This is a genomic window from Streptomyces sp. NPDC006384, from assembly GCF_042870695.1.
In the GTDB taxonomy this organism is placed as follows: domain Bacteria; phylum Actinomycetota; class Actinomycetes; order Streptomycetales; family Streptomycetaceae; genus Streptomyces.
The window spans coordinates 111,318-130,016 of record NZ_JBIAHR010000017.1 but is presented as its reverse complement, the minus strand read 5'-3'; the positions used below and the strand labels follow the sequence as shown (position 1 = coordinate 130,016).

Annotated in this window: 12 protein-coding genes; 2 read left to right on the top strand and 10 right to left on the bottom strand. The window is 73.2% G+C overall.

The genetic code is table 11. The annotated features are described in order from the left end of the window. Nucleotide 1: 1 nt before the first annotated feature. Entirely contained in the window at nucleotides 2-901 is a 900-nt protein-coding gene (locus tag ACFYOJ_RS23425; RefSeq protein WP_356553626.1) for an aminoglycoside phosphotransferase family protein, read from the top strand. A 326-nt stretch (nucleotides 902-1,227) separates the two neighbouring features. Here the strand turns inward: ACFYOJ_RS23425 and ACFYOJ_RS23420 are convergent, their stop codons facing one another. The 7 genes from ACFYOJ_RS23420 to ACFYOJ_RS23390 form a co-directional block, all read right to left on the bottom strand. After that, a complete protein-coding gene (locus ACFYOJ_RS23420) occupies nucleotides 1,228-2,931 on the bottom strand; it encodes a proline--tRNA ligase (RefSeq protein ID WP_356553628.1) in 1,704 nt (567 codons plus the stop codon). Between the two features lie 73 nt (nucleotides 2,932-3,004). Next, on the bottom strand, nucleotides 3,005-3,538 hold the full coding sequence (locus ACFYOJ_RS23415) for a GNAT family N-acetyltransferase (RefSeq protein WP_356553630.1): 534 nt from the start codon (nucleotides 3,536-3,538) through the stop codon (nucleotides 3,005-3,007). A 52-nt stretch (nucleotides 3,539-3,590) separates the two neighbouring features. After that, a complete protein-coding gene (locus tag ACFYOJ_RS23410) occupies nucleotides 3,591-4,439 on the bottom strand; it encodes a GNAT family N-acetyltransferase (protein WP_356553632.1) in 849 nt (282 codons plus the stop codon). A gap of 100 nt (nucleotides 4,440-4,539) precedes the next feature. Beyond that, nucleotides 4,540-5,697: a flavodoxin-dependent (E)-4-hydroxy-3-methylbut-2-enyl-diphosphate synthase gene (gene ispG / locus ACFYOJ_RS23405; protein ID WP_356553634.1), complete on the bottom strand. Its 1,158-nt coding sequence runs from the start codon at nucleotides 5,695-5,697 to the stop codon at nucleotides 4,540-4,542. 206 nt (nucleotides 5,698-5,903) lie between these two features. Further along, nucleotides 5,904-7,196 (bottom strand): site-2 protease family protein, encoded by a 1,293-nt coding sequence (locus tag ACFYOJ_RS23400; RefSeq protein WP_356553801.1) that lies wholly within the window; start codon nucleotides 7,194-7,196, stop codon nucleotides 5,904-5,906. Nucleotides 7,197-7,204: 8 nt separating this feature from the next. Continuing rightward, nucleotides 7,205-8,461, bottom strand: a complete 1,257-nt coding sequence (dxr, locus tag ACFYOJ_RS23395) for a 1-deoxy-D-xylulose-5-phosphate reductoisomerase (protein ID WP_356553636.1) — start codon at nucleotides 8,459-8,461, stop codon at nucleotides 7,205-7,207. Nucleotides 8,462-8,612: 151 nt separating this feature from the next. Further along, entirely contained in the window at nucleotides 8,613-10,559 is a 1,947-nt protein-coding gene (locus ACFYOJ_RS23390) for an acyl-CoA dehydrogenase family protein (protein WP_356553638.1), read from the bottom strand. A gap of 360 nt (nucleotides 10,560-10,919) precedes the next feature. On the opposite strand from ACFYOJ_RS23390, the gene ACFYOJ_RS23385 reads away from it, so the two are divergent. After that, nucleotides 10,920-11,978 carry a LacI family DNA-binding transcriptional regulator gene (locus tag ACFYOJ_RS23385; protein ID WP_356553640.1) on the top strand — a complete coding sequence of 353 codons (1,059 nt, stop codon included), beginning with the start codon at nucleotides 10,920-10,922 and terminating at the stop codon, nucleotides 11,976-11,978. Between the two features lie 165 nt (nucleotides 11,979-12,143). On the opposite strand, the gene ACFYOJ_RS23380 is transcribed toward ACFYOJ_RS23385, so the two are convergent. From ACFYOJ_RS23380 to ACFYOJ_RS23370, 3 genes are read right to left on the bottom strand one after another with little or no spacing between them, the layout of a single operon-like run. Next, nucleotides 12,144-14,447, bottom strand: coding sequence for a glycoside hydrolase N-terminal domain-containing protein (locus ACFYOJ_RS23380; protein ID WP_356553642.1), 2,304 nt, complete (start codon nucleotides 14,445-14,447; stop codon nucleotides 12,144-12,146). Continuing rightward, nucleotides 14,444-16,420, bottom strand: a complete 1,977-nt coding sequence (locus tag ACFYOJ_RS23375) for a beta-galactosidase (RefSeq protein ID WP_356553644.1) — start codon at nucleotides 16,418-16,420, stop codon at nucleotides 14,444-14,446. Before ACFYOJ_RS23375 ends, ACFYOJ_RS23380 begins: the two co-directional genes overlap by 4 nt. Next, on the bottom strand, nucleotides 16,420-18,642 hold the full coding sequence (locus ACFYOJ_RS23370; RefSeq protein ID WP_388597696.1) for a WD40/YVTN/BNR-like repeat-containing protein: 2,223 nt from the start codon (nucleotides 18,640-18,642) through the stop codon (nucleotides 16,420-16,422). The genes ACFYOJ_RS23375 and ACFYOJ_RS23370 overlap by 1 nt, the downstream gene beginning before the upstream one ends. Between the last annotated feature and the right edge of the window lie 57 nt (nucleotides 18,643-18,699).

Sequence of the window (18,699 nt, the reverse complement as noted above, 5' to 3'; positions counted from 1 at the left end):
CATGGCATTCGAACCGCCGCGGCGCCTGGTCAGGGCACTCGGTGAGACGGCACCGGACGGTGACGACTGGCTGGCGACGCTGCCGGAGACGGCACGGCAGGCCGTGGCGCTGTGCGGGGCGACCGTCGAGCGGGTGCAGGTGCCCGGCGGGCGCAGCAGTCTGGTGGTCCTGGTGCGGACGGCCGACGGGACTCCCGCGGTGCTCAAGCTGGCCCCGCGCCGGGCCCGGCCTCAGAGCGAGCGGGCCGCGCTCGCCCGGTGGGACGGGTTCGGTGCCGTACGGCTCCTGGACGGGGAGACCCCCGAGGGCGCGCTGCTGCTGGAGCGGCTGCATCCCGACGTCTCGGTGCGGTCGCTGCCCGAGTCGAAGGCGCTGCTGGAGGCCGCGGGCACGCTGCGCCGGCTGTGGGTGGAGCCGCCCGCCGGTCATCCCTTCGAGACCGTGGCCGAGCGGACCGGGCGGCAGGCCGAGGCCATGCGGGCGGTCGCCGCGGCCGAGCCCGCGGTGGCCCCGCTGGTGGACGCGGCGCTCGCGGCCCGCGAGGACCTGCTGGCCGCGCCGCCGGAGCAGCGGCTGCTGCACGGAACGTTCCGGCAGAGCAAGGTGCTCGCCGGGGACCGGATGCCGTGGCTGGCGGTGGGGCCGGACCCGGTGGTCGGCGAGAGCGCCTTCGACCTGGCGCGGCTGGTGCGGGACCGGGTGGAGGACCTGATCGCGCAGCCGTCGGGCGCCGCGACGACCCGGCGGCGGGTGAAGCGGCTCGCGGAGTCGCTGGAGGTCGACCAGGAGCGGCTGCGGGGGTGGACGCTGTTCCGGGCGGTGGAGTCGGGCGTACGGGCGCACCGGGTCGGGCGCGAACGGGACGCGGAGCTGCTGCTGGAGTTCGCCGGCTGGCTGTGAGGGGTGCCGTGCGGCACGGGTTGCCGTGCGGCGCTTGGGCGGGGTGCCTGCGGCGGCCTGTGCGGGTGAGGTGGGGGTGCGCGTAGCGCGGTGCGTGGTGTTGTGGTGCGTGGTGTTGTGGTGCGTGGGCACGCCGGGGGTGTCCGTCCTCGGAACGGCGCGGAATCGGCCGGCCGCAGAAGTACCGGCGTCGACGCGCCGACCGCTGCGGGCGGACACCCCCCGGCACACCCCCTCCCCGCCGTACGCGGCTGCCCGTCCGCTCCCTTCTTCCGCAGAGCGATGCCCGCCCCCGGGCTCCGGGGGCGGGCATCATTCTGCGGTGGTCAGCTGGTGAGGCGGGTGAGGGCCTCGTCGACGGTCAGTTCCTCGCGTTCGCCGGTGCGGCGGTCCTTCAGCTCGACCACGCCCTCGGCGGAGCGGCGGCCGGCGACCAGGATCTGCGGGACGCCGATGAGTTCGGCGTCGGTGAACTTGACGCCCGGGGAGACGCCGGCGCGGTCGTCCACCAGGACGCGGACGCCGGCGGCGGCCAGCTTGTCGGAGACCTCGAGGGCCAGCTCGGTCTGCAGGGCCTTGCCGGCGGCGACGACGTGGACGTCGGCCGGGGCGACCTCCTCGGGCCAGACGAGGCCCTTCTCGTCGGCGTGCTGCTCGGCGAGGGCGGCCACGGCGCGGGAGACGCCGATGCCGTAGGAGCCCATGGTGACGCGGGCCGGCTTGCCGTTCTGGCCGAGGACGTCGAGCTTGAGGGCGTCGGTGTACTTGCGGCCGAGCTGGAAGATGTGGCCGATCTCGATGGCGCGGTCCAGCTTGAGGCCGGTGCCGCACTTGGGGCAGGGGTCGCCTTCGCGGACGACGACGACGTCGACGTACTCGTCGACCTCGAAGTCGCGGCCGGCGACGACGTTCCTGGCGTGCGTGTGCTCCTTGTTGGCGCCCGTGATCCAGGCGGTGCCGGGGGCCACGCGGGGGTCGGCGATGTACTTCACCTTCTCGCCCAGGCCCTGCGGGCCGACGTAGCCGCGGACCAGGTCGGGGCGGCCGACGAAGTCCTCGGCGGTGACCAGTTCGACGGCGGCCGGGGCGAAGTGGGCCTCGACCTTGTCCATGTCGACCTCGCGGTCGCCGGGGACGCCCACGGCGACGATCTCGCCGTCGACCTTGACGAGGAGGTTCTTCAGGGTGGCGGAGGCCGGGACGCCGAGGGAGGCGGCCAGGGTCTCGATGGTGGGGGTGTCGGGGGTGGGGATGTCCTCGGCGGCGGGGACGTCCGTCGCGTCCACGGGCGTCAGGGTGTAGGTGATCGCCTCGGTGTTGGCGGCGAAGTCGCAGTTCGGGCAGTCGGCGAAGGTGTCCTCGCCGGCCTCGGCGGGCGCCAGGAACTCCTCGGACTTGGAGCCGCCCATGGCGCCGGCGGTGGCCGCGCAGATGCGGTAGTCGAGGCCGAGGCGCTCGAAGATGCGCTGGTAGGCGGCGCGGTGCAGGGCGTAGGACTCGGCGAGGCCCTCGTCGGCGACGTCGAAGGAGTAGGAGTCCTTCATCAGGAACTCGCGGCCGCGCAGGATGCCGGCCCGGGGGCGGGCCTCGTCGCGGTACTTGTTCTGGATCTGGTAGAGGATGACCGGCAGGTCCTTGTAGGAGGACGCCTGGTCCTTGACGAGGAGGGTGAAGATCTCCTCGTGGGTGGGGCCGAGGAGGTAGTCGGCGCCCTTGCGGTCCTGGAGGCGGAAGAGTTCGGGGCCGTACTCCTCCCAGCGGCCGGTGGCCTCGTAGGGCTCGCGCGGCAGCAGGGCGGGGAGCTGCACCTCCTGGGCGCCGATGGCGTCCATCTCCTCGCGGACGATGCGCTCGATGTTGCCGAGGACCTTCTTGCCGAGCGGCAGCCAGCTCCACAGGCCGGCGGCGGTGCGGCGCACGTACCCGGCGCGGACCAGCAGCTTGTGGCTGAGGACCTCGGCGTCCGCCGGGTCGTCGCGCAGCGTCTTCGCCATCAACTTCGACATGCGCTGGACCGGTGCGTTGGCCATGGTTCTCGTGTCTCCTGCTGCGTAAGGGTGGTGCTAGGAGGTTAGCCGGGTGGTCCGGCGCGGCGGAAATCGGTTACGGCCTGCGCAGCGGAAGGTGCGCGCCCATCACGGCGTACGGCCGGGGTGCGCTGGGGAAGAGGACCTGGCGGGCGAGGTCGGTGTAGCCGAGGGAGCGGTAGAGGCCGCGGGCGGGGCTCTCGGTGTCGATCGCGGAGAGGATCGAGCGGGGTTCGGCGGCGGCGTCGGTGAGGGTGGTGATCAGGGAGCGGCCCGCGCCGCGGTTCTGGTGGGCCGGGTGGACGTGGAGTTCGGTGATGACGAAGGAGTCGTCTAGCCAGGCGTCGTTGCCCTGGGCGCGCAGATAGGGCTCGACGACGGTGGACCACCACTGGGAGCGGTCGTTGGGCATGCCGTAGACGAAGCCGACGAGGTCTCCCGCGGGGGTGGTGGCGCCGAGGGCGCGGGCGCCGGGACAGGTCATGTGGCGCAGGACGATCTGCCGGCGGACGGCCACCTCGTCGCGGCCGAGGCCGAAGGCGGCGGCTTGGACGGCAAGGGCCTCGTCGACGTGGGCCGACAGGTCCAGGGGGCCGATGACGAGGTCCATGGCGGGGAGCCTACAGGGGGGACGCGGTCGTGCGCCGGGTGGTCGCGCCGGGTCAGAACAGGACGCTCATGAAGGAGCCGGTCTCCCGGAAACCCACCCGCCGGTACGTCCGCCGGGCCGGGGTGTTGAAGTCGTTGACGTACAGGCTCACCACGGGGGCGACGTCGGCGAGGGCGTAGCGCAGGACGGCGGCCATGCCCGGGGCGGCGAGGCCCCTCCCCCGGTACTCGGGGGCCACCCACACGCCCTGGATCTGGCAGGCGCGGTCGGTGGCGGCGCCGATCTCGGCCTTGAAGACGACCTTGCCGTCGCTGTCGAAGCGGGCGAAGGAGCGGCCGGAGCCGACGAGTTCGGCGACCCGGGCCTGGTAGAGCAGGCCGCCGTCGCCGGCCAGCGGGGAGACGCCGACCTCCTCGGTGAACATCGCGATGCAGGCCGGCATGATCCGCTCCATCTCGTCCTTGCGGACGCGGCGGACGTAGGGGTCGGGGGCGATGCCTGCGGGGAGGCGGTCGGTGACCATGAGGGGCTGGCGGGCGCGGACCTCGCGGGCGGGGCCCCAGCCCGGTTCGAGGAGCCGCCACAGCAGGGCGGTGGACTCGGCGGGACCGACGATCGAGGAGCAGCGGCGGCCGGCCCGCCGGGCGCGGTCGGCGAAGGCGCGCACGGCGCGCGGGGTGGCGCAGACGGGAACGAGGTTGGCGCCCGCGTAGCAGAGGGAGGTGAGTATGCCGTCCTCGTACCAGCCCCACATCTCGCCGCCGAGGCGCCACGGGTCGAGGCCGGCGATCTGCACCCGTGCGGTCACGAAGGCGTTGGCGACCGGCTCGCGGTCGAGGACGGCGAGCGCGGCGTCCAGGTCGCTCGGTTCGAGCAGGCGGGAGGTGGTCTGCGTCAACACGTGCGGGGGCCTCACCCTGAGTTCTGCTGGTCTCCGCACTGTACCCGTCGTGAATATGCCGCGCCGCCCCCCGGGGCGACGCGGCAGGAGCGGGGGCGGGTCAGCCCGCGACGGAGACGGAGGGCTCGCCGGAGGCGACGCCGTCCTTCTCCATCTGCTCGGCGATCTTCATGGCCTCCTCGATGAGGGTCTCCACGATCTTGGACTCGGGGACGGTCTTGATGACCTCGCCCTTGACGAAGATCTGGCCCTTGCCGTTGCCGGAGGCGACACCGAGGTCGGCCTCGCGGGCCTCGCCAGGGCCGTTGACGACGCAGCCCATGACGGCGACGCGCAGCGGGACCTCCATGCCGGTGAGGCCGGCGGTGACCTCCTCGGCGAGCTTGTAGACGTCGACCTGGGCGCGGCCGCAGGACGGGCAGGAGACGATCTCCAGGCCCCGCTGGCGCAGGTTGAGCGACTCCAGGATCTGGATGCCGACCTTGATCTCCTCCACCGGCGGGGCGGAGAGGGAGACGCGGATGGTGTCGCCGATGCCCTGGGAGAGCAGGGCGCCGAAGGCGACGGCGGACTTGATGGTGCCCTGGAAGGCGGGGCCGGCCTCGGTGACGCCGAGGTGGAGCGGGTAGTCGCACTGGGCGGCGAGCTGGCGGTAGGCCTCGACCATGACGACGGGGTCGTTGTGCTTGACGGAGATCTTGATGTCCCGGAAGCCGTGCTCCTCGAAGAGGGACGCCTCCCACAGCGCGGACTCGGTGAGGGCCTCGGGGGTGGCCCTGCCGTACTTCTGGAGCAGGCGCCGGTCCAGGGAGCCCGCGTTCACGCCGATGCGGATCGGGGTGCCGTGGTCCTTGGCCGCCTGCGCGATCTCCTTGACCTTGTCGTCGAACTGCTTGATGTTGCCGGGGTTGACCCGGACCGCGGCGCAGCCCGCCTCGATGGCGGCGAAGACGTACTTCGGCTGGAAGTGGATGTCGGCGATGACCGGGATCTGCGACTTCTTCGCGATCACGGGGAGGGCGTCGGCGTCGTCCTGGGTGGGGCAGGCCACACGCACGATCTGGCAGCCGGAGGCCGTCAGCTCGGCGATCTGCTGGAGCGTGGCGCCGATGTCGGAGGTGCGGGTGGTGGTCATCGACTGCACCGACACGGGCGCGTCACCGCCCACCGCCACGGACCCGACCTGGATCTGCCGGCTCTTGCGGCGTTCGGCGAGCGTGGTCGGAACGGACGGCATGCCGAGAGAAATCGCAGTCATCTGCTGTGCAACCCCAAGTCGTGGATCAAGGTCCGGTCCCGTTCAGCGGTGGGCTCCGGCCTTCGAGATTACGGCACGCGCCCGAACACCCGGCACAGGGCGTACGCCAGGTTCGCCCGATGGCGCCCGTACGGCGGGTGAGGCGCGTGAAGCCCGGCCCGGAGGGACATGCTCTCCGGATCGGGCTTCACGGCGGAGCGTGGGCGTCAGCTGATCCGTACCGGGTTGACGACGTCGGCCACCAGGACGAGCAGCGTGAAGCAGACGAAGACGCCCGCCACCACGTACGCCACCGGCATCAGCTTCGCCACGTCGAAGGGGCCCGGGTCGGGCCGGCGCAGCACCTTGGCGGTGTTGCGGCGCAGCGACTCCCACAGGGCCCCCGCGATGTGGCCGCCGTCCAGCGGCAGCAGCGGGAGCATGTTGAAGAGGAACAGGGAGAGGTTGAAGCCGGCGACCAGCATGACGAACATCGCGAGCTGCTGGGTGGGCGGGATGTCGAGGGTCGCGATCTCGCCGCCGACGCGGGCGGCGCCGACGACGCCCATCGGGGAGTCGGCCTCGCGGGGTCCGTCGCCGAAGACGGCGTCCCACAGGGCGGGGATCTTGCCGGGCAGGGCGGCGAGGGAGTCGACGGCGTCGCCGATGCGGTCGCCCATCCAGGTCACGGACTGGCCGAAGTCCTGTTTGACGACGCCGGTGGCGGCGCTGAAGCCGAGGAAGCCGGCGGTGACGTACTCGCCCTCGACGATCTGGCCGTGGGAGTCCTTCTTGGCGACCTGGTTGGTGGCGATGGTCGCCTGGAGGGTGACCTCCCGGCCCCCGCGTTCGACGACGACCGGCACCTGCTCGCCGGGGTTGGCGCGGATCAGGTCGGAGAGCTTGTCCCAGTCGTCGGTCCGTACGCCGTCGAAGGCGACGATCTTGTCGCCGGCGCGGAGGCCGGCCGCCGCGGCCGGGGAGGCCGGGTCGGACTTGGTGCAGTCGTCGCGGTTCTCGCTCTGTGAGATGACGCACCGGGAGACGGAGCCGACGGTGGTGGTCTGCTGGGAGATGCCGAAGCCCATCAGGACGGTGAGGAAGAGCACCACCGCGAGGACCAGGTTCATGAACGGGCCGGCGAACATGACGATGACGCGCTTCCACGGCTTGCGCGTGTAGAACAGGCGCTTCTCGTCACCGGGCTGGAGTTCCTCGAAGGCGGCCGAGCGGGCGTCCTCGATCATGCCGCGCCAGGGCGAGGTGGAGCGGGCCTCCAGCCTGCCGTCGGCGCCGGGCGGGAACATGCCGATCATGCGGATGTAGCCGCCGAACGGGATGGCCTTGATGCCGTACTCGGTCTCGCCCTTCCTGCGGGAGAAGAGCGTCGGTCCGAAGCCGACCATGTACTGCGGCACGCGGATGCCGAACATCTTGGCCGTGGACAGGTGCCCCAGCTCGTGCCAGGCGATGGAGAACAGCAGGCCGACGGCGAAGAGGACTATGCCGAGGATGAACATCAGGGTCGTCATGCACGGGCCTCCGCCGTCTGTGCCGCCAGTTCCCGGGCCCGGGTGCGTGCCCAGGTCTCCGCTTCGAGGACGTCCGCGACGGTGAGCGAGGTTCCCGTACGGGGGGTGCCGTGCTCCTCGACCACCCGCGTGACGGTCTCCATGATCCCGAGGAACGGCAGCGTGCCGTCGCGGAACGCCTCGACGCACTCCTCGTTGGCGGCATTGAACACCGCCGGGGCCGTGCCCGCGAGCCGTCCGACGTGCCGGGCCAGGTTCACCGAGGGGAAGGCCTCGTTGTCGAGCGGGAAGAACTCCCAGGTCGAGGCCTTGCTCCAGTCGAAGGCGGGGGCGGCGTCGGGGACGCGTTCGGGCCAGCCGAGGCCGACGGCGATGGGGCCGCCCATGTCGGGGGGCGTGGCGTGCGCCAGCGTCGACCCGTCCGTGTACTCGACCATCGAGTGGACGTAGGACTGCGGGTGCACGACGACCTCGATGCGGTCGAAGGGGATGTCGTAGAGGAGGTGGGCCTCGATCACCTCCAGGCCCTTGTTGACGAGGGTGGCGGAGTTGATCGTGATCACCGGGCCCATGGCCCAGGTGGGGTGGGCGAGGGCGTCCTCGACGGTGACGCCCGCCAGCTGCTCCCGGGTGCGTCCCCGGAAGGGGCCGCCGGAGGCGGTGACGACCAGTTTGCGCACGTCGGCGCGGGTGCCGGCGGCGAGCGCCTGGAAGAGGGCGGCGTGCTCGGAGTCGACCGGGATGATCTGTCCGGGCTTGGCGAGGGCCTTGACCAGCGGGCCGCCGACGATGAGCGACTCCTTGTTGGCGAGCGCGAGGGTGCGGCCCGCCTCCAGGGCGGCGAGGGTCGGGGCGAGCCCGATGGAGCCGGTGATGCCGTTGAGGACGGTGTGGCAGTCGGAGGCGGCGACCTGGGTGGCCGCGTCCGGTCCGGCGAGGATCTCGGGGAGCGGCTCCCCGGCGCCGTACTGCGCCCGCAGGGCCTCCCGCAGCGCCGGTACGACGTCCTCGCGGGCCACGGCGACGGTCCGTGCCCTCAGCCGGTACGCCTGCTCGGCGAGGAGGGCGACCCGGCCGCCGTTGGCGGACAGCGCGGTGACCCGGAAGCGGTCCGGGTTGCGCAGCACGAGGTCGATGGCCTGGGTCCCGATCGACCCGGTGGACCCGAGGATCACCACGTCCTTCGGGCCGTCGCCCGCCACCGGGTCGTAGACGAGGTGCGGATCGGCGAGGGGGGCTGGACTGTCGCTCATCCCCCCATTGTGGCCGCACCCGGTGTCCGGCGGGACAGCGCGTCCCTCGGGCGGGTCGCCGCGCCCCCCGGTGCGGGGCGGTCGCACCCGGACCCCGCCGTCACCGCGCGGAGGTGCGGGTGACGGCGGGGTCCGGGTGCCGGCGGGCGGGTCAGGGGATGGGGCGGTGGACGTTCTGCCTGGTGCTCGGCCCGGGCGTCGTGTCCGCGATCCAGGGGTTCTGGCCCGACGGGTCGATGACGCCCTGCTCCAGCCACTCGTAGGCGCCGCCCAGGACGCCCTTGACGACCTTGTGGTCGACGTCGTCGGTGTTGGTCCACAGGCGGCCGAAGAGTTCCTCGACGCGGATGCGGGACTGGCGGCAGAAGGCCTCGGCGAGCTGGTAGGCCTCGCGGCCGTGGTCGCCCTTCGCGCGCAGGTGCTCGGCGCGGACGCAGGCGGCGCTCATCGCGAACAGCTCGGCGCCGATGTCGACGATCCGGCCCAGGAAGCCCTGCTTGGTCTCCATCCGGCCCTGCCAGCGGGACATGGCGTAGAAGGTGGAGCGGGCGAGCTTGCGGGCGGTGCGTTCGACGTACCGCAGGTGGCCGGAGAGGTCGACGTGGCCGGCGGGGTGGAACTCGGCGTACGAGCGCGGGAGCTGTCCCGGTCCGGCGACCAGCCTGGGCAGCCACTTGGCGTAGAAGACGCCCGCCTGGGCGCCTGCCCTCGCCTTGTCGGACAGGGACTTGTCCGGGTCGATCAGGTCGCCGGCGACGGAGAGGTGGGCGTCGACGGCCTCGCGCGCGATCAGCAGGTGCATGATCTCGGTGGAGCCCTCGAAGATCCGGTTGATCCGCAGGTCGCGCAGGAGCTGCTCGGCGGGGACGGCGCGCTCGCCGCGGGCCTCCAGGGAGGCCGCGGTCTCGAAGCCGCGGCCGCCGCGGATCTGGACCAGCTCGTCGGCCATCAGCCAGGCCATCTCGGAGCCGTAGAGCTTGGCGAGGGCGGCCTCGATGCGGATGTCGTTGCGGTCCTCGTCGGCCATCTGGGAGGAGAGGTCGAGGACGGCCTCGAGGGCGAAGGTGGTCGCGGCGATGAAGGAGATCTTGGAGCCGACCGCCTCGTGCAGCGCGACCGGCCTGCCCCACTGCTCGCGCGCCGCCGACCACTCGCGGGCGATCTTCAGGCACCACTTGCCGGCGCCGACGCACATGGCGGGCAGGGACAGCCGGCCGGTGTTGAGCGTGGTGAGGGCGATCTTCAGGCCCTGGCCCTCCTCGCCGATGCGGTTGGCGGCCGGCACGCGCACCCGGTGGAAGCGGGTGACGCCGTTCTCCAGGCCGCGCAGGCCCATGAAGGCGTTGCGGTTCTCGACGGTGATGCCCTCGGAGGCGGCCTCCACGACGAAGGCGGTGATGCCGCCCCGGCTCTCCCCGGACTCCGGGACGCGGGCCATGACGACGAGCAGGTCGGCGACGACGCCGTTGGTCGTCCACAGCTTCACACCGTCGAGGACGTAGTGGTCGCCGTCCCGGACGGCGGTGGTCGCGAGACGGGCCGGGTCGGAGCCGACGTCGGGCTCGGTGAGCAGGAACGCCGAGATGTCGGTGCGGGCGCAGCGCGGCAGGAAGGTCTCCTTCTGCTCCCGGGTGCCGAACATCTTCAGCGGCTGCGGGACGCCGATCGACTGGTGGGCGGAGAGCAGCGCGCCGATCGCGGGGTTCGCGGATCCGACCAGGGCGAGGGCCTTGTTGTAGTAGACCTGGGTGAGGCCGAGTCCGCCGTACCTGGTGTCGATCTTCATGCCGAGGGCGCCGAGCTCCTTCAGCCCGGTGATCACGTCGTCCGGGATGCGGGCGTCGCGCTCGATCACGGCCCCGTCGATCTTCGTCTCGCAGAAGTCGCGGAGCTTGGCGAGGAACTCCTCGCCGCGCTGGACGTCCTCGTCGGCGGGGACCGGGTGGGGGTGGATGAGGTCGAGGCGGAAGCGGCCGAGGAACATCTCCTTGGCGAAGCTGGGCTTGCGCCAGTCCTGTTCCCGGGCGGCCTCCGCCACCTGGCGGGCCTCCCGTTCGGTGACGGTGGATCGGGAGGAGGGGGTGGTTGGAGCGGACATGAGGCTCACCTCGCCGCGGATCGGCATCGAAGGGGGATACGTCCGCGAACCGGGCGTGCGTGAACTCGCGGGCGTATGCGACTAGTCGGTGCTACCCGATCGTGTGTACCCCTTCCGGGGCGGACCCACCACCCTTCGTGCGGCCGTTCGGCCGATGGCCGCGGGCGCGGGAGAATGGCCGGGAGGCACGGACCGAAGACCCCGCCGGGCAGTGGGAGGGGGACCGGAGAAGAAAGCTGTCGAAGCGCTTCGACGACCTATGGACACCCACTGCGGCCGGGGTTACTGTCGGAACCATCCTCACCCTTTGTTGCCCACCTTGTGCGCTGTCGAAGCGCTTCACAAAGCTTGGAGAGCTGGATGGTCACCCTCGCCGAGGTCGCTCAGCACGCCGGAGTATCGGCGAGCACGGTGAGCTATGTCCTCAGCGGCAAGCGGTCCATCTCCGTCACCACCCGGCAGCGGGTCGAGGAGAGCATCCGGCAGCTCGGCTACCACCCGAACGCCGGAGCCCGCGCCCTGGCCAGCAGCAGGTCGAACATCATCGCGCTCATGATCCCGCTGCGTACCGACATGTACGTGCCGGTGATGATGGAGATCGCCATCGCGGTCGCGACCACCGCCCGCGCCCACGGGTACGACACCCTGCTGCTGACCGGCGAGGAGGGCCCCGACGCGGTGCGCCGGGTCACCGGCAGCGGCCTGGCCGACGCGATGATCCTGATGGACGTCGAACTCGACGACGAGCGGCTGCCGTTGCTGCGCGGCGGGGACGGCGGGGACGGCCCCGCCGGGACGAGGCCGGGCGCGGGGGCCGTCCAGCCCTCCGTGCTGATCGGTCTGCCCGCCGACACGACCGGTCTGACCTGCGTCGATCTGGACTTCCGGGCGACCGGCGCGCTGTGCGTGGAGCATCTGGCGTCGCTCGGGCACCGCGACATCGCTGTCATCGGCGAGGCCCCCGCGGTCTACGAACGGCACACGGGCTTCGCCGAGCGCACCCTCGACGGGCTGCGCACCCGGGCGCGCGAGCTGGGGCTGCGACTGCTGCACCGCCCCTGTGACGGCGGGTACGACGCGATGGCCGCGACCCTCGCCCGGATCTTCGACGAGCGGCCGGACACCACGGGGTTCGTCGTCCAGAACGAGTCGGCGGTCGAGCCGCTGCTCGCCCTGCTGCGCCAGCAGGGGCGTGCCGTGCCCGAGGACGTGTCGGTGGTCGCGGTCTGTCCCGAGCAGGTCGCCACGCAGGCCTCGGTGCGGCTGACCTCGGTCGCCGTGCCCGCGCAGGAGATGGGGCGGCGCGCCGTGGAGCAGCTGGTCGCCAAGCTCGAGGGGCGCGGCCGCGAGGAGGTCGTGCTGCTCGCGCCGGAGCTGACGGTCCGCGCGAGCTCGGGTCCGGCGCCTTCGCGGGCGTAGCACCGGTACCGGTCTTCTCGCGGCGGGGGCGCAGGCGGGACACCTGCGGGAGGAAGCGCGGCCGCCGGTCGTGGAGCGGACGCGGGAGGGGGCCGGTGCCGGGTGGTGGTTCCCGGGACCGGCCCCTCGGCCGTGGTGTGAGGTGCCGGGGAGGCCCACGGCCCGCTAGCGCGCCTTGACCTCGATGACGCGGTCCTGTCCGGCGACGAGGTCGAGCGGTTCGGCGCCGGCGGGTGTTCTCAGGTCGACGCGGACGGTGCGGGAGGGGCGCAGGACCGCCGTCGCGGTGCCGTCGGCCCGCCAGGTGAGGTCGACGGCCGCCCCGAACCGGGTGCGTACGCCCCTGAGTCCGCCTTCGGGGCAGGCCGCCGGAAGGGCGGGGAGCAGCACCAGGCGGCCGGGGGTGGAGTGCACCAGCATCTCGATGAGCACCGCCGGGAGGGTGTGCGCCGCGTCGGCGTTGTAGACGTCGCGGCCGGGGTAGTGCGCGCTCATCAGGGAGGCGTGGAAGAAGTCGCCGTCGAGCACCCGGGCCAGGGCGTGGGCGACCCGGGCGCCGTCCCCGAGCCGGGCGGCGACCAGGGCGTGGTGGAGGTGTCCGTGGGCGGAGTCGTTCTCGGCGCCGCGCAGTTCGAGGGCGCGGTGGGCGGCCGCGGCGAGTTCGGGGGTGTCGTACGGGGTGATCTCGTCGAGCGGCCAGACGCCGTAGAGGTGGCTGAGGTGGCGGTGGTCGTAGGTGTCCCGCAGGCCGGGCAGGGCCCATTCGGCGAGGGCGCCGTCCTCGTTGATCCGGTGCGGCGGTAGGCGGTCGGCGAGGGTCCGCCAGCGGTCGGCGTGCTCGGGGTGGTGGTCGGCGGCGGTGCGCAGGGCGTGCCGGGCCGCGGAGAGGTCCATGGCCGCGTTCACCGTGCCCCAGCTCGCGTTCGCGGGGCGGTTCTCGGGTGAGTAGGAGGGGACGACGGCGAGATTGCCGTCGGCGTCGGTGCGGGTGAGGAAGTCCTCGTAGAACAGGGCGGTCTCGGCGAGCGCGGCGAGGGTGCGGGGGTCGCGGGTGCCGTAGGTCTCGTCGTGGTCGACGAGGGGCTTGAGCAGCCAGTCGGCGCCGGCCGTCCACAGGTGCAGGGGGTACTCGCGGCTGAAGTGGTACGTGTGTCCGGACTCGCCGTCGGTGTGGGAGGGGGCGACGACACCGCGGGTGCCGAAGATCTCGCGGGCGTTGTCCCGCCAGTCGGGCAACTGGCGGTGGACCAGGGCCGCGAGGGCCTCGGTGACCTCGGGCAGGGCGGCCGCGGCGGCGGAGGCGGTCTGGAGGTTGAGGTTGGCGTTGGTGGTGAGGGCGCCGGACCAGGCGGTGTTCCAGTCGCCGGTCCACAGGCCGGTCAGGCGGGGCGGGAGCAGGCCGCCGGCCGACAGGAGGTGGTAGCGGCCGGCGGCGAAGAGGCGCTCCAGGAGGGCGGTGCTGCGGGGGCGTTCCAGCAGGGCGGAGCCCGGCAGGGCGCGTTCGGCGGGGTCGGCGGCGAGGTCGAGGGTGACGCGGCCGTAGGCGGTGCGGTGCAGGGCGAGGTGGCGGCGGAGGAGGGTGTCGTACGGGGTGGCGGGCGGGGCGGCGGTCTCCGGGGGGCCGTCCTGCCCGTCACCCGGGGTGGCGCCAGGGGTGAGGGACGGGGTGGCGGGGAAGGTGCCGGCCGCCAGGTCGCGCAGGGCGCGGCCCTCGGCGGTGACGTCCGACTCCCCGGTGTGCCGGTGCACCCGGGTCAGGAGCAGGACCTCCGTGGCGCCCTCGACGAGCACGCCCGGCGGGACGAGTCTCGTGGTGCCGCCGGTGACGGCGACCAGGGTGACGCCGGTGTACGCCAGGTCGCTGCCGGGGTAGCGGGCGCGCAGGCTGAGCAGGGCGCCCTCGGGGGTGAGGACGGCGCCGTGGCCGATGCCCAGACCGGCGGGGGCGCCGGGCAGGCGCGGGTCGAGGGAGATGTCGAGGGTGAGGCACGGGGCGGTGACGCGCTGGACGATCACGTCGTCGGCGCGGGAGACGAAGACGCGGCTGGTCCAGTCGGCGCGGGTGGCGGTCGTCTCGCCGGTGGTGAAGTCGACCGTGCGGCGGCTGGGGCGGCCGGTGTCGTCGGGGGGCCGGTTCAGCCGGAGCTGGAACGCCGGGTGGAAGGGCCGCACCCACTGCAGCGGACGGCCGTCCGTGAACTCCTCGGCGGCCCTCGTGTCGCCCGCCAGCAGGCGGTCCTGGAGTGCGGGGAGGGCGGCGGCGAGCCGCGGTGGCCGGCGGAGCTCGTCGTCACCGTCCGGGCGGACGAGGGTGTGGTGGGTGACGACGACCCTGTCGTGGTGCGGGTCGCCGAACACCAGGGCGCCGTGGTGGCCGTTGCCGCTGAGGAAGGCGTCCTCCCAGCGGGCGGCGGGCCCGGGCTCCCAGGTGCCGTGCACGGGGCCGCCGGGCAGGGACGCGCCGGTCATCGGGCGGGCTCCGCGAGGACGGCCACGCCGTGGCGACCGAGGGTGACGCGGCCGCTGACGGTCTCGTCGGTCAGCAGGTCGCGGTGGGTGCCGGGGACGTCGACGGTGACCGGGTCGCGGTGGTGGTTGAGGAGGAACAGCAGGTCGCCGCGGCGTACCGCCTCGACGCCGGCCGGGAGACCGTCGAGCACCGGGCGGACGCCCGCGTCGGCGGCGATCCGGGCGAGCAGCTCGCGCAGCGCCTCCGGTTCCGGGAGGGTCGACACGTACCAGGCGCGGCCCTTGCGCAGGACTGCCGGGAGTCCGTCCAGCTCGCCGCCCTTGTAGGGGACCGTCTCGTCGGCGGTGCCGTCGGGTTCGATCTCCTCGGACCACAGGGTGCCCAGGAAGCCGTCGCAGGCGGCCTTCTCGTCCGTCTCCAGCGGCCACCGCTCGTGCAGGACGCGGATGCCGAACAGCTCGCGCAGCCGGGCGTCCATGCCGCCCTCCCTGACCCGGTCGTCCTGGTCGGCGACGCCGGTGTGGAAGCCGCAGACGAGGGTGGAACCGCGGCGGACGTGGGCGAGGAGGTTGTCGACCGCCGCGTCCGTGAGGGCGTAGAGCTGGGGCACGACGACCACCCGGTACGGGGTGAGGTCGTGCTCGGGGTGGGCGAAGTCGGTGGTGAGACGGGCCTCCCACAGGGCCCGGTGCCAGGCGTGCAGCAGGTCGGGGTAGGCGAAGCGGGTGGAGGGACGGCCCTCCTGGTCGCCGGCCCACCAGGAGTGCCAGTCGTGCAGCACGGCGACGTCGGCGGTGATCCGGGTGCCCGCCACGTGCGGGCCGATCCTGGCGAGGTCGGCGCCGAGTTGCCTGACCTCCTGGTACGTACGCCCCTCCTCCCCCGCGTGGCCGAGCATGGCGGAGTGGAACTTCTCCGCGCCCTGCCGCGACTGGCGCCACTGGAAGTAGCAGACGGCGTCGGCGCCGCGGGCCACCGCCTGCAGGGTCCACAGGCGGTTCAGGCCGCGCGGCTTGGGGTGGTTCGCGCCGCGCCAGTTGACCGGTCCGGCGGCCTGCTCCATGAGCATCCACGGGCCGCGCGCCTGCGAGCGGGTCATGTCCTGCACGAGCGCGCCGTGCTGCGCGCCGAGCGGGTCGCGGGGGTCCGGGTAGAGGTCGACGGAGACGACGTCCTCCTCCTCGGCCCAGCGCCAGGCGTCCTGGCCGTGCCACAGCGGCATGAAGTTGGTGGTGACCGGGAGGTGCGGGGTGTGGCGGCGGACGATGTCGCGTTCGGCGGTGAAGCACTCCAGGAGCATGTCGGAGGTGAAGCGCCGGAAGTCCAGCACCTGGGCGGGGTTCTTCAGGTAGTGGGTGCGGCGGGCCGGGAGGATCTCGTCCCAGTCGCCGTAGCCCTGGCTCCAGAAGGCGGTGCCCCAGGCGGTGTTGAGGGCGTCGAGGGTGCCGTACCGGTCCTGCAGCCAGTGACGGAAGCGGACGGCGGCCTCGTCGCCGTGGTCGAAGGTGCAGTACTCGTTGTTGATGTGCCACATGGTGAGGGCGGGGTGGCCGGCGTAGCGGGCGGCCAGGGCCTCGGTGACGGCGGCGGCGTAACGGCGGTAGGTGGCGCTGGAGTGCGAGAAGTGCTGGCGTCCGCCCCACCACTCGGTGCGGCCGTCCTCGTCGACGGGCAGCGTGTCCGGGTGCAGCCGGCCGAGCCAGGGCGGGGGCGAGGCGGTGGGGGTGGCGAGGACGACGCCGATGCCGTTCGCGTGCATCAGGTCCATGAGGCGGTCCAGCCAGGCGAAGTCGTAGGCGCCGGGCCGGGGTTCGAGCCGGGACCAGGAGAAGACGCCGAGGGTGACCGAGTTGACGCCGGCGGCCCTCATCAGGCGGACGTCCTCGTGCCAGGTCTCCTCGGGCCACTGCTCCGGGTTGTAGTCGCCTCCGAAGAGGATGCGGTGGCGGGTGGTGTCCGCGAGGTTGGGCATCACCTGGGGTCTCCGTACTGGATGCCGCGCCCGTTGGTGGCGAGGTAGACGCGGCCGTGGATGCGGGGGTCGCCGGTGATGGTCTCGCCGGTCCAGCCCCACTGGTGCCGGTCGTCGTTGATCCGCGTCCAGGTCCGCGCCTCGTCGTCGGAGCGGTAGACGGCGGTGAGGGTACCGGCGGGGCCGAGGGAGCCGACCTGGTAGACCGCCGGGTACGCGGCGCCGTCGGCGGCCTTGCCGAAGCCGAGGGTGTGGGAGGCCAGGCAGCTCGTCACCCTGGTGAAGGCGGCGCCGCCGTCGGTGGAGCGGTACAGGCCGTTGTGCTTGGTGCTCAGCCACAGGTCGCCGCTGCGGCCGGGTGCCACGGCAAGCTGGTACTGGCTGTCGCCGGCGGGCAGTCCGGTGGCGCGGGCGGTGAAGGTGCGGCCGCCGTCGGTGCTGGCGAGCAGGGCGCCCGCGTCGGTGTCGTAGGCGTAGAACACCGCCGGGTCCACCGGGTCGGCGACCGGCCTGGCGCCCTTGGGGAAGGAGGGGACCTCGGACCAGGTCGTGCCGTTGTCCGCCGAGCGGTGGGCCGCGTACTTCGTGCCGTCCCAGTGGACGAAGGACCACAGCAGGACGCTGCCGTCGGCGTTGGCGGCGATCGGTCCCGGGGCGCTCTTGGCGATGGCGGGCTGGGACGCGAAGGGCGCCCAGGTGATGCCGCCGTCGTTCGAGTACGCGCCGTTGCCGTGGTCGCCCCAGCCGGTCCGGACGACGTACGCCGGTCTGCGCGCGGCCTGCGCGAGTCCGGTCGCCGATCCGAACACGGGGTTGGCGGCCATGCCGCGCGCCGGGGACGCCGTGAGCCGCTCGTGGTACATGACGCCGATGTCCCGTGAGCCGCTGAGCAGGTGGGCCCGGCCGCTCGGGGGCGAGATCAGCTGGGTCACGGACGTCTCCTCCAGGCCGCGGATCTGCGGGGCCCAGCGGCGCAGGTCGCGGGTGGCGTAGAGGGTGGCGCCGGTGCCGTACACGAGGTGCTTCGAGTCGAAGGGGTCGAGGGCGACGGCCTGGATCCACCAGCCGAACTTGGGCTGCTTCTCTCCCCACTTCAGGTAGGGGGTCTCCGACACGTCGAGGCGGGCGGATTCCTTGAGGGAGGTCCAGCTGTGGCCGCCGTCGGTGCTCCGGAAGAGGGTGTCGACGGCCGCCCAGCGGTTGTTGGTGGAGACGACGACGGTGCCGGGGCGGCGGGCGTCGACGGCGACGCCGCCGTAGCCGAAGGTGTCGGCTGATCCGTCGTCGGTGGTACCGCCCGGCCGGGCCGGGGTGACCTCGGTCCAGCGGCCGTTCATCGTCTGCAGCTTGTGCACGCTGCCGTCGGACTGGCCGTTGGGGCCGGGGGCGTCGGCGTACGTCACGTACAGGTCGCGGGTGTGCGCGTCGTACGCGGCGCGGATCGGCACTCGCGCGGCGGTGCCGGCGGGCTGCCCGGGGACGGGCTCCCAGGTGGCGCCGTCGGCCGTGCGGAACAGGTTGGGCGCGGTGCCGCCGGCGTCGCCCCAGCCGGCGTACAGGGTGCGGCCCGCGGCCACCAGGAGGGTGACGCCCTGGCCGGTGGGGCTCGGGGTGGCCGGGAAGCCGGGGGCGGGCCTCCAGGTGGCACCGCGGTCCGTCGATCTCCACAGGCCGTCGTGCCGGGTGCCCAGCCACAGCGTGCCGGAGTCCCGGGGGTCGACCAGGAGCCGTTCGCCGGCGCCCCGGCCGTCCTCGTTGGCGCCGAGCTTCACGGTGAGGTCGGTGCGCCGCCAGGTGGCGCCGCGGTCGTCGGAGCGCAGGATCGCGCCGTTGCCCGCCCAGGCCTGGGCGTAGGTGCCGCAGGCCAGGTAGATGCGGTCCCGGTGGGCGGGGTCGACGGCCATCGCCTCGACGCCGAGGAGGTTCCAGTCGTCCCAGCCGAGGTGGTCCAGGAGCGGGGTCCAGCGGGCGGCGCGGTCGTCCCAGCGGTAGGCGCCGCCGATGTCGGTACGGGCGTAGGCGAGGCCGCGGACTCGGGGGTGGAAGAGGACGCCGGTGATGAAGCCGGTGCCGCCGATGACGACGTTGCGCCAGCGGTAGGCGGTGGCGTCGTCCGCCTTCTCCCCGGCGGCGTGCGCGTGTCCGGGGGCGAACGGGACGGCGGTGAGCGCGGCGGCGGCCGCGGTGCCGGCGAGGACGGTACGCCGGCTCGGGCGTGACATGGGCGCAGACATGACCTACCTCGTTCTGGGCGGCTCGGGAGGGGAGTACGGGCGTAC

Excerpts from the sequence above, each read along its gene's own strand:
- ACFYOJ_RS23425 (WP_356553626.1), top strand. The coding sequence starts at position 2 with ATGGCATTCGAACCGCCGCGGCGCCTGGTCAGGGCACTCGGTGAGACG.
- ACFYOJ_RS23420 (WP_356553628.1), bottom strand. The coding sequence starts at position 2,931 with ATGGCCAACGCACCGGTCCAGCGCATGTCGAAGTTGATGGCGAAGACG.
- ACFYOJ_RS23415 (WP_356553630.1), bottom strand. The coding sequence starts at position 3,538 with ATGGACCTCGTCATCGGCCCCCTGGACCTGTCGGCCCACGTCGACGAG.
- ispG (WP_356553634.1), bottom strand. The coding sequence starts at position 5,697 with ATGACTGCGATTTCTCTCGGCATGCCGTCCGTTCCGACCACGCTCGCC.
- ACFYOJ_RS23400 (WP_356553801.1), bottom strand. The coding sequence starts at position 7,196 with ATGTTCATCCTCGGCATAGTCCTCTTCGCCGTCGGCCTGCTGTTCTCC.
- dxr (WP_356553636.1), bottom strand. The coding sequence starts at position 8,461 with ATGAGCGACAGTCCAGCCCCCCTCGCCGATCCGCACCTCGTCTACGAC.
- ACFYOJ_RS23390 (WP_356553638.1), bottom strand. The coding sequence starts at position 10,559 with ATGTCCGCTCCAACCACCCCCTCCTCCCGATCCACCGTCACCGAACGG.
- ACFYOJ_RS23385 (WP_356553640.1), top strand. The coding sequence starts at position 10,920 with ATGGTCACCCTCGCCGAGGTCGCTCAGCACGCCGGAGTATCGGCGAGC.
- ACFYOJ_RS23380 (WP_356553642.1), bottom strand. The coding sequence starts at position 14,447 with ATGACCGGCGCGTCCCTGCCCGGCGGCCCCGTGCACGGCACCTGGGAG.
- ACFYOJ_RS23375 (WP_356553644.1), bottom strand. The coding sequence starts at position 16,420 with ATGCCCAACCTCGCGGACACCACCCGCCACCGCATCCTCTTCGGAGGC.
- ACFYOJ_RS23370 (WP_388597696.1), bottom strand. The coding sequence starts at position 18,642 with ATGTCACGCCCGAGCCGGCGTACCGTCCTCGCCGGCACCGCGGCCGCC.